Consider the following 13,113-nt stretch of genomic DNA (forward strand, 5'->3'; position numbering starts at 1 on the left):
TTGTGCCGAGTGTCCGTCATCGGGGGGAATACCCAGCTCGACGTCGGTCTGCCGGCCAACGTGCCGATCGCCGCGTTCATCGGTGATCTGGTGCGTCTCATCGAATCCCGTAATCCCGATCCGATCGGCGGCGATGAGGGTGGCACGCCACTCCAATCGCAGCATTGGACACTGGCCAAATTGGGCCGCGACATGATCGCGCCCAGCCAGACCCTCAATGACGCCGAGATCTACGACGGCGAATTGCTGGTGCTGCGCGCGGTTTCCGCCAAAGAAGCGCCCGCGCTGTTCGATGACGTCATCGACGCTGTGTCGAGACTCACGGCCGAGGAGTTCCGCAGCTGGTCGCCGAGCGCGGCCCGCTGGACCGGCCTGATGGCCGGAGTGGCCGCGGTGGTGTTCGCGGTCCTGCTGGCGCTGCTGTCACGGTCGGACGGCGACAACTACGTCGCGCCGCCGCTGCTGTTGCTCGGTGCCATCGGGGCCCTGGTCGCCGGGGCGATCGCGCTGCGCAAGTACGCCGACGAGCTGACCGCCACCGTGCTCACGCTGTGCATGCTGCTGCTCACCTTCGGGGGTGCGGCGCTGGCCGTGCCCGGCTCGCTGGGCAGTCCGCACCTCATGCTCGGCGCGGCCGCGACTCTGCTGCTCGCCGTGGTCGGCTACCGCATCATCGGCGCCGGAGCGGCGGTGGTGTCCGCGGTCGTGACCGTGGTGCTGCTGTCCGGACTCGGCGCCGCCGTGCGCATGATCTGGGACGCCGGAGTGCCGAAAGTCGCTGCGGGCGTGCTGGTCGCGTCGATCGTGCTGCTGTCGATGGTGCCGCGACTGGCCGCCATGCTGGCTCGACTACCCGTGCCGCCGGTGCCCACCGCGGGCGCGGCCATCGACCCGGCCGACCACGAACCCCGGCCCACCATCGAGGGCATCGGCGCGATCGGCGCCACCGTGCTGCCGTCCGCGCACGGGCTCGGGCAGCGTGCCCGCACGGCCAACCAGTTCCAGACCGGCATCGTGGTCGGCAGCGCCATCGGCGCGGTCGCCGGTGCGCTGGGCACGGCCGATCCACTGAATTCCGGCCGCTGGCAGGGCATCGCGCTCGCCGTGGTCGTCTCGATCATCCTCTGCCTGCGCGGACGCTCGTTCGCCGATCTCACCCAGGCCGCCACCCTGATCGTCAGCGGCTGCGTCACCTTCATCGGACTGGCGGTGCTGCTCGCGGTCGCCGACAACGGGATGCCGCTGCTCTCGGCCGGACTGCTGCTGGCCTTCGCGGTGGGCGCCGTCGGATTCGGCGTCATCGGCCCGCACGTCGAGGTCACCCCGGTCACCCGGCGCTTCAACGAGATCTTCGAGTACGGCCTGATCTGCTCGATCGTCCCGCTGGTGCTGTGGGTCATGGACGTCTACTCGACGGCCCGGAACATATGATCGGGCGTCCTGGAAACTGGGCGCGAACACTGTGTGCGGCAACGATTCTCGGCGGAGCGCTGCTGGGGCCGCAGGCCCCGGTCGCGAATGCGGCTGTCAGCCGGCCTGATCCCGACCTGTCCCATCTGGGGGAGGCGCAGGGGCTGGCCGGTAAGCCCGCACCGCCGGTGCCGACCCAGAAGAGCGCTGTCTGCGCGCAACAGTCACTCAAGGGTGACACGCCGCGCGATGAACCCGTCGCGCAGAAGGTGCTCGACCTGCCGTCGGCCTGGCAGGCCAATCCCGGTCCGAACCGCAAGGGCGCGGGGCAGAAGGTGGCGGTCATCGACACCGGCGTCAACCGGCACCCCCGGCTGGCGAACCTGCAGGGCGGCGGCGATTACGTCGCCGAAGGCGACGGCACCAGCGAGGACTGCGACGGCCACGGCACTTTGGTGGCGGGCATCATCGGCGCGCAGCCCAGCCCGGACGACGCCTTCGTCGGCGTCGCGCCGGACGCGGAGATCCTGTCCATCCGCCAGCTCAGCGACGCCTACAAGGCCAAGGACTCGGCAGGCGGGGATACGCCCGGCAGCATGAGCAAGTCCGGTTACGGCAATATGCAGACCCTGGGCGCGGCCGTGGTGCGCGCGGTGAACATGGGCGCCACCGTCATCAATATCTCCGAGGACGCCTGCACCGCCGCGGGCGGCGACACCGCCGACGCGGTGCTCGGCGACGCGGTGCGCTTCGCTTTCGAGCAGAACGTGGTCGTGGTGGTGGCCGCGGGCAACGTGGACCAGAACACCGGCTGCGGAACCCAGAACGACGCCTACACCGACAACCGGACCAGCTGGAGCAAGGTCAAGACCATCGCCAGCCCGGCCTGGTTCGACAAGTACGTGCTCCCGGTCGCCTCGATCGACCCCAACGGCAGCCCGTCGAGCTTCTCGCTCTACGGCCCGTGGGTGGGCGTCGCTGCCATCGGCACCAATATCGTCTCGCTCGACAACAAGCCCGGCGGGACCGGACTGGTCAACGCCACCGGGGTCGACCAGGGCCAGCAGGTGCTCAACGGAACCAGCTTCGCGGCACCCTATGTGGCGGGCCTGGCGGCGCTGGTGCGAGCCAAGAATCCGGACTGGACCGCGCGGCAGGTCATGAACCAGATCATCCTCACCGCGCATCAGCCCGGGACCGGCCGCGACGACCGCGTCGGCGCGGGCCTGATCGATCCGGTCGCCGCTCTCACCGCGCACTTCCCGGACTCGGTGCTCAGCGCGGACAACCCGGTGCTGCCGAACCATGCTGGGGCCGACAAGCCCCATGCCTTCCCCACGCCCGAAAAGCCCGCCGGCCCGCCGCGCCTGCCGCGCCTGGTGGCCACCGTCGGCACCATCGTCTGCCTGTCCGCGCTGGGAATCGGTCTCGCCGTGTCGATTCCGTTCCGCCGCCGCCGAAGCGACGACGAGCTGCCCGACCTCGATTCCTAGACGACCGGAGATATATCCATGGCTACCGAAGGTTTCGTGCGCCGGCCCCGCATCGCCCCGCCCCGCGCGCCGGGTGGTGAGATGGCGCTGACCGCTCCGCCGGAGATCCCCCGTCCGGTCGCCGCGCCGCTGATGAGCAAGCTGATGCCGGTCGTCATGGTGGTCGCCATGATCGGCATGCTCGCCATGATGAGCCTGATGGGGCGGTCCATGCTGACCAACCCGTACATGATGATGATGCCGATGATGATGATCATGTCGATGGCCGGCATGCTCATGGGCCAGCGCGGCAGCAGCAAGAGTTCGGCGGAGCTGAACGAGGAACGCAAGGACTACTTCCGCTACCTCGACCAGACCCGCCGCGAAGTCCGGCGCACCGGGCAGAAGCAGCTCGAGACCCTGGTCTGGAGCCACCCCGAACCCGCCGACCTGCCCTCGATCGTGGGCACGCGGCGCATGTGGGAGCGGCGGCCCGCCGACCCCGACTTCGGGCACGTGCGGGTCGGCATCGGCACCCACCGGCTGGCCGCCAAACTGGCCCGGCCGGAGACCGGACCGCTCGAGGACCTGGAGCCGGTGTCGACGGTGGCGTTGCGTCGTTTCGTGCGAACGCATTCCGTGGTGCACCACCTGCCGACCGCGGTGTCGCTGCGTGCCTTCCCGGCCATCAATGTGGAGGGCCCGGTGGAAGACACGCGCGGGCTGGTGTGGTCGATGCTCATGGAGCTCACCGCGTTCCACGGGCCCGATCACGTCGCGGTCGCCATCGTCACCGCCGAACCCGACTGCGAGGCCTGGGCGTGGGCGAAATGGCTGCCGCACGTTCAGCATTCGAGCGAACGCGACGGGATGGGCGCGTCCCGCATGATCTACGGCTCGCTCGGCGAGCTGGAGACCGCGCTCGCCGACGACCTGCTCGAGCGCGGCCGGTTCATGCGCAACCCGCAGCCCACCCAGGGGCGGCTGCACCTGGTCGTCATCATCGACGACGGATATGTCAGCGGCAGTGAGCGTTTGATCAGCGAATCCGGTCTGGACGCGGTCACCGTCATCGACCTGAGCGCCGCCGAGAACAGCCTGGCCGCGCGGCGCGGACTGCAGCTGGTCGCCACCGGTGGCGAGGTGTTCGCCAAGAGCGCGGCCGGCACCGAGAAGTTCGCCAACGGCGACGCCGTGACGCTGGCCGAGGTGGAGTCCTTCGCGCGCAGCCTGGCGCGTTTCCGGATCGCCACCGCGGCCCAGATCGTCAGCCTCGGCGACAACACCACCGCCAGCGACCCCGGCCTGATGAACCTGCTCAAGATTCCCGACGCCGCGCAGATCGACCCCGCCAAGGTGTGGCGGCCACGCGCCGGACGCGAACGACTACGCGTGCCGATCGGCATCACCCCCGACGGGACGCCGGTCGAGATCGACATCAAGGAATCCGCCGAGAACGGTATGGGCCCGCACGGCCTGTGCATCGGCGCGACCGGTTCCGGTAAGTCGGAATTCCTTCGTACGCTGATTCTTTCGATGGTCACCACGCACTCGCCCGACCAGCTCAACCTGATCCTGGTCGACTTCAAGGGTGGCGCGACCTTCCTCGGCATGGACCCGCTGCCGCACGTGGCGGCGGTCATCACCAACCTCGAGGAGGAGCTCGAGCTCGTCGACCGTATGCGTGACGCGCTCGCCGGTGAGATGAACCGGCGCCAGGAACTGCTGCGCTCGGCGGGCAACTTCGCCAATGTCGTCGAATACGAGAAGGCGCGCGCGGCCGGGGTGCCGCTCGACCCGCTGCCCGCGCTGTTCGTGGTCATCGACGAGTTCTCCGAATTGCTCTCGCAGAAGCCGGATTTCGCGGACCTGTTCGTCATGATCGGCCGCCTGGGCCGGTCGCTGCACGTGCATCTGCTGCTCGCCTCGCAGCGGCTCGAGGAGAACAAGATGCGGGGCCTGGACTCGCATCTGTCCTACCGCATCGGTCTGCGGACCTTCTCGGCCAACGAGTCGCGCGCGGTGCTCGGCATCACCGATGCCTATCACCTGCCCGGTATCCCCGGTTCGGGTTACCTCAAGAGCGACGCGTCGGATCCGTTGCGGTTCAACGCGACCTACGTGTCCGGGCCCTATGTCGCGCCGCGCTCGGCCCGCCAGGCCGCCGACGGCTCCACCGTCGTCGAAGCGCCCCCGCGCGAATTCACCGCCGCCATGGTCGAGATCCTCGAGCAGCCCGAGCCGGAGACCCCGCTCGATCCGCTCGATCTGCTGCCGCCCCCGCCGCCCGCCGGTGACGAGGGCCTGCCCGACAGCCTGCTGCAGACCGTCGTGAAACGCCTGACCGGGCACGGCCGTCCGGCCCACGAGGTGTGGCTGCCGCCGCTCGAGGAATCGCCGACGGTGGACATGCTGCTGCCGGATCCGGACTGGCGTTCGCCGGTCAACCGGCACGGGCAGCTGTGGATGCCGATCGGCATCATCGACAAGCCCTACGAGCAGCGCCGCGACGTGCTCACCATCAATCTCGCGGGCGCGCAGGGCAATGTGGCCGTCGTCGGCGGTCCGCAGTCCGGCAAGTCGACCACGCTGCGCACCATCATCATGTCCGCGGCGGCCACCCACACGCCCGAACAGGTGCAGTTCTACTGCCTCGACTTCGGTGGTGGCTCCATGGCGGGTCTGGTCGGGCTGCCGCACGTCGGCTCGGTCGCGGGCAAGCTCGACTCCGACCGGGTGCGGCGCACCATCGCCGAGCTCACCACCCTGCTGCGCGAACGCGAGGAGCGCTTCGCCGGGCTGGGCATCGAATCCATGGCCGAGTACCGCCGGCGCAAGCACGCCGCGCAGAACTCGCCGCAGTCCGACGACCCGGTGCTGGCCGACCGGTTCGGTGACGTGTTCCTGGTCATCGACAACTGGCAGGTCGTCCGCGAGGAGTTCGACAGCCTGGAACCGCTGGTCGGACAGCTTGCCGCCCAGGGTCTTTCGTACGGCATCCACGTGATCCTGGGCGCCAACCGGTGGGGCGAGATCCGGGCCTCGGTCAAGGACATGATCGGCACCCGCATCGAACTGCGCCTGGGCGACCCCTCGGACTCCGAGATGGGCCGCCGAGTCGCGGTCAACGTGCCGCTCAACCGGCCCGGCCGCGGTCTCACCTCCGACCAGCTGCACATGCTCATCGCCATGCCGCGCCTGGACTCCGACACCAATGCCCAGAACCTGGCCGAGGGCGTCGCCGCCGCGCGCACCGAGATGCAGGCCATCTGGGGCGAACGCCGCGCGCCCGAGGTCCGCACCCTGCCCGGCAGCGTGCCCCGCGAGCACGTGCTGGATCTGATTCGCCGCCACGGCATTGCGCAGGGGCCCACCAAGGTCGCCATCGGCATCGGCGAATCCGAACTGCAGCCGATCGTGCTGGACTTCGCCGCCGACCCGCACTTCATGGTCTTCTCCGAAGTCGAGTCCGGCAAGACCACGGTGCTGCGCAACATCATTCGCGGCATCGCCGAGAGCTCCAACGCCGACACCGCCCGCGTCATCCTCATCGACTACCGCCGCACCCTGCTCGGCGTGCTGGAGGGCGACCAGCTCGCCGGCTACTCCACCTCCTCGCAGACCTGCGGCGGCATGATCAAGGAAGTCGTCAACTACCTGTCCAAGCGCATCCCCGGCTCCGACATCACCCCGCAGCAGCTGCGCGACCGGGACTGGTGGACCGGCCCCGAGATCTACGTCGTGGTCGACGACTACGACATGGTGGTGGCGGGCGGAAACCCGCTGGGCGCGTTGATCGAACTGCTCCCGCAGGCCCGCGACATCGGCCTGCACGTGGTCATCTCCCGCAATATGGGCGGCATCTCCCGAGCCCTCTACGACCAGGTCCTCGGCTCGATGAAGAACCTCTCCGTCCCGGCCCTGCTCATGAGCGGCTCCCGCGACGAGGGCAAGCTCATCGGCGACATCCGCCCCATGCGCCTGCCGCCCGGCCGCGGCATCCTCTGGTCCCGCTCCCGCGGCGACGAGATGATCCAGATCGCCGACCTGCCCGGAATGTAATCCATTGCGCTACAAAGGGATAGCCTCATGATCGTCGGACCTGGTTCCGTGCTCGGCGGCTATCGCATCGAACGCGCGCTCGGCAGCGGCGGGATGGGCACGGTCTATCTGGCCGCTCACCCCGCCCTGCCCCGCCATGACGCCCTCAAGGTTCTCTGGCCCCACCTGGCCGCCGACCCGGAGTTCCGCGCGCGTTTCGAGCGGGAAGCGAATCTGGCCGCGACACTGGACCATCCGAACATCGTCACGGTCCACAACAGGGGCGAGGATCAGGGCTTTCTATGGATCGCCCTGCAGTACGTACCGGGCACCGATGCCGCGACCTCCCAAGCACACGAGCCCCGAGCCATGACCGCGGCCCGCGCTGTGCACATCGTCACCGAGATCGGCAAGGCCCTCGACCACGCACACCACCGGGGCATGCTGCACCGCGACATCAAGCCCGCCAACTTCCTCCTCGCCCCGCAGCCCGACGGCTCCGAACGAGTCCTGCTGGCAGACTTCGGAATCGCCAAGCCCACCGATGGCGGCACCGAACTGACCCGCACCGGTGCCTTCATGGCCACCGTCGCCTACGCCTCCCCCGAACAGCTCACCGGCGGCACCCTCGACCCACGCAGCGACGTCTACAGCCTCGCCTGCTCCTTCTTCCGACTGCTCACCGGCCAGAACCCATATCCGGGTACGGAGGCACTCAATGTAATGCTGGCCCACCTCAACGACCCGCCGCCGCGGGTAACGGCCTCGTGTCCCGACCTCCCCGCCGCGATCGACGAAGTCCTGGCGCGCGCTCTCGCGAAGGTTCCGGCGCATCGGTACGGTACCTGCCGCGAATTCGTCGACGCGGCCACCGAGGTGCTGTCCGGCTCTGCCGCGAGAACCGCACCCACGATGCGCAATGTGTCGGCCGCGCCGCCGTCCGTTGTGTCGAAGCCACCGGTCTTGACGCCAATGGACAGGCCGTCGTTCACGACACGCGATGTGCCGGGATCGGATCGTGTGGCCAAGCGACTGGGAATGATCATCGGGATCGTGCTCGTTGTCGTCATCGTCGCGATGCTCGGGTGGGCCTTTCGGAGCGAGGATGACGGCACCGGCTCGGCGGCGGAGACGATACCCACAACCATTCATGGGATAGGCACCACATCGCCAGTGCCCAAGGGGTTGCCGGATCCCTGTGGACTGCTCCAAGCGGGAGTGACCGACCGCTACTTCCTGGCACCGCAGGGGTCTCCGTCCTACACCGCCGATCAGCGTCGATGCCAGTGGGCTCCAGCTCAGTCGGCAAACGTGGGCGCCGATATCTCGGTCGTGGCACAGCGGATCCCATCGGACCCGGCCAGGCAGCAGGTGCGAGTCGCAAACAAGGGCGACGCGCAGGAGGTCCGAACCGCCGCCGATGCGGACAAGAACTACTCGACATGCGCGGTCAGTTGGTCCACCTCCTACGGCTACATCAAGGTCGCGCTGAACAACTACAACGAGACGCTCGACATCGACCAATTGTGTAAGCGGACTCTCGATCTCGCGGCCAGCGTGTCCGGCTCGTAAAGGGGCTGAGTCGTTGAGGCCGCGCTCAGGTTGGGTTCGGGGCCGGGTTCGGCGGCCAGGCTTGGGTGGGGCGGGCGAGGGGTGTTGGCCGAGGGACCAGGTGGGGGCTGGCCGGGGCGATCACCGCCCCCGTTGCGCCCCAGCCGATTCGGCGGCCGATCCCACCTTCCCTACTCACTCTATCCATTCCTTTTCAGCTCCCGAAAACCGGAGTGCCGCAGCCTAACTACCGTGGGTTGCCCACCGTGTGCCCCGAATTGTGTGGGGGCACGCGCCTGCGTCGCCCCGCCACAGCCGGGTCAGGTGGTGGCCGCCGGGCCCGGCTCGGCGGTCACGCCCGGGTGGGGGCGGACGAAGGGGTGCTGGGTGAGCGTCCAGGTGGGGGCCGAGGCGGGATCGATGGTGAAGCGGGTGGTTTCGCCGGCGGCCAGGGTGAGGGTGGGCCGGACCAGGTCGTGAGACCAGGCCGAGGTGGGGCGTTCGAACAGGGCGCGGGACGGGCCGGTCGCTTCCGGGCCCGCGATCCGTGCCAGCCGGAAGCCCGCGCGGCGGTAGTAGGCGTGCAGGCCCTCGTTGGTGGTCCAGGCGTCCAGGCGGACCCAGCCGCGATGCTGGCGGCGGGCCAGGTGGGCGGCGTGCGCCAGCAGCGCTTCGCCGACGCGGATGCCGGCGAAACGCAAGTCGACGATCATGTAGTGGATGATCACGGCATCGGCCAATTCGCCGGGGGACCAGAGGTTCTCGTCGGCGCGGTCGTTGACGGTGATGGTCCCGGCGGGTTCGCCGTCCACCTCGGCTATCCAGGTCTCACCGCGCCGGACCGCGTGGGCCACGGACCGGACGAAGGTCTCGATGGGCAGACCGCGTCCGGCCCGCGTCCACTGGTCACTGCCGCGCGCCGCCAGCCAGCTGGTGCGCTGCAACCGGAACCGGGTGATGGTCCCCAGATCCGCGACGCGGGCCCGACGCAGATGCGGTTTCATGGCGAACCGGGTAGCAGGGAATTACCGAAGGAATGGGAATTACCGGTCGGAAAGGGCGCTCCCAGAGTTTTACGAATAATGTCCGTTCCTTCGTCATCGCCCAATTCGTATGCCAATCGGTTGCGGGCCGCAGTGGAACGATGACGGGTCACTCGAGTGACGCGATCATGATTGGCTCCGATGCGTAAATGATCGAGAAGAATGGTGCCTGGACCGACGCCCAATAAAGCCGCTTCCTCGGCCGTGGCGGGACGGGAAACGACGGTGTCGCGGTGCGCCGTCTCGGCGTACCCGCGGTCGGCGAGGCGCCGCGTCGTCCCCTCGGGGATATCGTGCGGCGCGTCGATTCCGGTGGCCTCGGCCAGATCTCGCGGATAGAAGCTGACCTCCCATGACCACGGTTCGTTGTCCAGATACTGCATGATAGTGCGCGAAACCACCCATTCGTCGCGCGCCACGCCCAGCCAGTGCGCAACCTCCTGACTGGCCGGTTCCATTCTCGCGCTGAACTGTTTGGACGGCTCGCGCCCGGCGGCGCGCGCGATCTCCGAGAAGATGTCGTGGGCCGCACGCGGCCGGTCCGGCCGAATGTGGTTGGTCACAACCGATTCCAGGACCTCCTGGCTGCGCACGATGGTGCCCCGGGAAGTCGCTGTATAGACCAAATTTTCGGCAACCAGGAGTTGAATCGCATTGCGAGCCGTCGTAATCGAGACCTGCATCTGGTCGGCCAACTCATTGTGACTCGGTAGTCGATCGCCCGGTTCCCACTTGCCGGCGCGGATCTCCTCGCGGAGGAGGTCTGCGATCCGTTGGTATCTCGGACCGTCCGCCATCTCGCTCCTCGGTTGTTGCTTCAAGGGTTGGAAGTCTACTCCGGTAGTTCTACTGCCGTGTAAGGCTTGACAGCAGCATTCTGAGGTTTATTGTAATGAACGTCCTGAATGCGGTGTTGTTATACGTCGAAGAACGCGAGGCAACGTGGCAGGTTCGGAGACATCAAACACGGTCGTTGTGGCATTGCCCGACGTGTCCTGTTCTTATGTGGACTTGGAGGCGCAGCCACTGGCTTCCGGCCTATTGCCGACCTCCGACCTACTCCTGCGCGCTTGTCGCGGTCACCGGGTCATCGGCGGACCCCTGCTGTGGTTCGCCCACGATCTCGCGGTGCTGCACGAGCGGCGAGTGGTCGGGCGCGGTGGTATCGGGCCGGAAACCGATCCGACCTCGATCATCGAAAACAAGCGTCGCCGAATCGAATTGGTCATGGCCATTGACGATTGGATCGTGCGCTCGGTACCCCAGCATCGGCTGGGTGCGACCTTGCACACCGAAACAGTCGGATCGGTCATCGACCGGCTCGCGGACGCATCAGTGAGAGCGCATCACGCGTTGATGACCCTTGACGCCAATGATGAAATGCTGCACGGCGCTTGGCACCATTTAGCCGAATTGTCGGACGCCTACGACGATCTCGTGCGAGACATTCTCGCCGGGCGTCGCCGGCTGCCCGCCTGGTAAACAGCGAGACCGATGCGCGGTCCGGGCCCGAGGGCGGCCCGGACCGCCATCTTGCGTTTCCGCGCAGTACGCGCGAAGTCGCGATACCGGTAGCGGGCGGCTACTTCGGCAACTTCGGGACCGCGTCCGCCAGGAGTTTCGCCGCCTTGCCACACGCGTCCGGAGTGGCCGACTGATCCGACACCTGCAGTTTCAGCTGCTCGGCATTGCCCTTGTCCGTCGGGCGCACGAGGTAGGCGATATTGCAGTCGTTCGGGGTGCGGGCGCCGATCACGTAGGTGGTGTAGTCGCCGGTCTGCACGGCCTCGTAGGCCCAGTCACCCTGATCGGGGCGGGACTGGTCCACCAGGTCGACGCGCACCCAGCCGGTGGGGCCGACGGCCGCGCAGGCGTGCGGGGAATGCTGGCGGTCGGAGACCTCGCCGGTGATCTCCCGAATCGTATTGTCCGGCAGCACGGAACACGGGTCCACGCGGAGCACCGAGCTGGACGCGGCCTGACGCTGCGGGACCGCCGCCGAGGAGAGACGGTCGGCCACCGCGGCCAGGGCCTGCTCGGCGGCCGTGCAGGCGGCGCCGGGCTCGGCCGCCGGATCCAGCTGCTCGGCCGACATGCGCAGCGGCACATTGCCGCCGGACTTGGCGACCAGCACGGTGTCGCATTTGTTCTCGACCGCACCCGAAGTGAGGATCGTGCCCCAGCTCGCGGTGTGCGTGGTCGGCTTCAGCTGGTCGACGCCGATCGCGCCGTCGGGAATATCGAAGGTGAAGTGGACCTTCCGCTGCGCGGAGTCCAGGATCGTGGCGGCGCAACCACCGCCCGGCTGCGATTCGGGATCGGCCGTGCGGGCGCCCAGCTTGCCGGGCAGCGCCTTGTCGATCACGGCGCAGGTGTCCAGCAGCCGCAACTCGGCGGCGGTCAGATCCAGGGACGGATCCGTGCGCGGCTGGGCCTGGCCCTCCGCGTCGGAGGAGCGGGTCAGGGCGAACAGTGTGCCGCCCACCAGCACGACACCGGTGACGGCCGCGGCCGCCAAGCCGATAGTGCGGCGGCGGCGATCCTCCAAGCGCGCCATCTGATCCCGGTAACGAGTCTCCTGCTCGCCGCTCGACGCCCACCACTCGGCGTCGACGCGGTGCGCCTCCAGGAACTCCAGCACCGGCGGCGGCCAGGCCGACTCGCCGGGGATGCGCTCCGCCTGATCCAGCAGCTGCCGGGCCGACGGGCGATGCGCGGGGTCGGCGGAGAGGCAGGACTCGACCAGCTTGCGCAGAGCGTGCGGGACGGCCTGCAGATCCGGTGTCGCGGACACCGATCCGGTGGCGGCCAGCACCAGCAGCATGCCCACGGCGTAGATATCGACAGCGGAGGTCGCCGGCTGGCCCTCGGCCTGCTCGGGCGCGAGGTAGACGGACGCGTCGGCGGTGGCCGCACCGTCCTCGCGGGCGCGGGTGATGCCGAAATCGACCAGGCGCGGGCCGTCCGTGGTCAGCACGACATTGCCGGGCTTCAGGTTCCGGTGCACCAGGACCGCGCGATGCACCTCCAGCAACGCGCTCGCCAGGCCCGTCGCCAGCAGGCGCAGACCCGGCAGCGGCAGCGGGCCGCAACCCGCGACAACCGTCGCCAGATCGGGCGCGGGCAGGTATTCGGTGGCCAGCCACGGGCGTTCGGCGTCGGCGTCACTGTCCACCACCGGCGCGAAGGCCGCGCCCGTGAGCTGTTTGCCGGTCTCCAGCTCGCGCTGCAAACGGGCGCGGAACTCCATGTCCACCGCCTGCGCGCGGTGAATCCGCTTGACCGCCACGAGCTTTCCGGTCGGCGTCCGGCCCAGGAGCACCCGGCCCAGCTCACCCGTGCCGATCACCGCGATCATGTGGTGCGGGCCGATCCAGCGCGGATCGTCGGGCAGCATCGCCTTCATCGCGGAACCACCGGGCTCGGCGCGTGCGGACAAGGTGCGGCGGACAGGCCGCGGACATTACGCATCCAGGTGTACTCCGAGTTCTCGCCGGTTGGCCGCGAGGAATTCGCCGGACAGGGCGGCAGCGCGATCGAGCCACAAACTAGCACCCGTCCGGTGCCGTGTCATGCGCAGCCGGCCCGGCCGGGCC

Annotated in this window: 8 protein-coding genes; 5 read left to right on the forward strand and 3 right to left on the reverse strand. The window is 68.6% G+C overall.

What is annotated here, in order from left to right; genetic code table 11:
* The first annotated feature begins 9 nt into the window (after positions 1–9).
* From eccD to ACWELJ_RS06220, 4 genes are read left to right on the forward strand one after another with little or no spacing between them, the layout of a single operon-like run.
* Positions 10–1,431, forward strand: a complete 1,422-nt coding sequence (gene eccD / locus ACWELJ_RS06205; protein ID WP_452365103.1) for a type VII secretion integral membrane protein EccD — start codon at positions 10–12, stop codon at positions 1,429–1,431.
* Complete coding sequence (mycP, locus tag ACWELJ_RS06210; RefSeq protein ID WP_452365104.1) at positions 1,428–2,903, forward strand: type VII secretion-associated serine protease mycosin; 1,476 nt, start codon at positions 1,428–1,430, stop codon at positions 2,901–2,903. The genes eccD and mycP overlap by 4 nt, the downstream gene beginning before the upstream one ends.
* Positions 2,904–2,921: 18 nt before the next feature.
* The gene (gene eccCa / locus ACWELJ_RS06215; RefSeq protein ID WP_452365105.1) at positions 2,922–6,944 is read left to right on the forward strand and encodes a type VII secretion protein EccCa; all 4,023 of its coding nucleotides are present in this window, start codon (positions 2,922–2,924) and stop codon (positions 6,942–6,944) included.
* A 48-nt stretch (positions 6,945–6,992) separates the two neighbouring features.
* A complete protein-coding gene (locus tag ACWELJ_RS06220) occupies positions 6,993–8,495 on the forward strand; it encodes a serine/threonine protein kinase (RefSeq protein WP_452365106.1) in 1,503 nt (500 codons plus the stop codon).
* A gap of 299 nt (positions 8,496–8,794) precedes the next feature.
* Here ACWELJ_RS06220 and ACWELJ_RS06225 read toward each other — a convergent pair whose 3' ends face one another.
* Together ACWELJ_RS06225 and ACWELJ_RS06230 are read right to left on the reverse strand one after the other, a co-directional pair.
* The gene (locus tag ACWELJ_RS06225; RefSeq protein WP_452365107.1) at positions 8,795–9,478 is read right to left on the reverse strand and encodes a GNAT family N-acetyltransferase; all 684 of its coding nucleotides are present in this window, start codon (positions 9,476–9,478) and stop codon (positions 8,795–8,797) included.
* Positions 9,475–10,338, reverse strand: coding sequence for a GntR family transcriptional regulator (locus tag ACWELJ_RS06230; protein WP_452365108.1), 864 nt, complete (start codon positions 10,336–10,338; stop codon positions 9,475–9,477). Before ACWELJ_RS06230 ends, ACWELJ_RS06225 begins: the two co-directional genes overlap by 4 nt.
* 154 nt (positions 10,339–10,492) lie before the next feature.
* Here ACWELJ_RS06230 and ACWELJ_RS06235 point away from each other — a divergent pair, with 154 nt between their 5' ends.
* Positions 10,493–10,999 (forward strand): DUF4254 domain-containing protein, encoded by a 507-nt coding sequence (locus ACWELJ_RS06235; RefSeq protein WP_452365109.1) that lies wholly within the window; start codon positions 10,493–10,495, stop codon positions 10,997–10,999.
* A 100-nt stretch (positions 11,000–11,099) separates the two neighbouring features.
* Here the strand turns inward: ACWELJ_RS06235 and ACWELJ_RS06240 are convergent, their stop codons facing one another.
* On the reverse strand, positions 11,100–12,923 hold the full coding sequence (locus ACWELJ_RS06240; protein ID WP_452365110.1) for a serine/threonine-protein kinase: 1,824 nt from the start codon (positions 12,921–12,923) through the stop codon (positions 11,100–11,102).
* Positions 12,924–13,113 lie beyond the last annotated feature (190 nt).

Source organism: Nocardia sp. NPDC004582, assembly GCF_053602115.1.

What these genes read in the sequence shown, in the direction of transcription:
- mycP (WP_452365104.1), top strand. Translation starts at nt 1,428, where the DNA reads ATGATCGGGCGTCCTGGAAACTGGGCGCGAACACTGTGTGCGGCAACG.
- eccCa (WP_452365105.1), top strand. Translation starts at nt 2,922, where the DNA reads ATGGCTACCGAAGGTTTCGTGCGCCGGCCCCGCATCGCCCCGCCCCGC.
- ACWELJ_RS06225 (WP_452365107.1), bottom strand. Translation starts at nt 9,478, where the DNA reads ATGAAACCGCATCTGCGTCGGGCCCGCGTCGCGGATCTGGGGACCATC.
- ACWELJ_RS06240 (WP_452365110.1), bottom strand. Translation starts at nt 12,923, where the DNA reads ATGAAGGCGATGCTGCCCGACGATCCGCGCTGGATCGGCCCGCACCAC.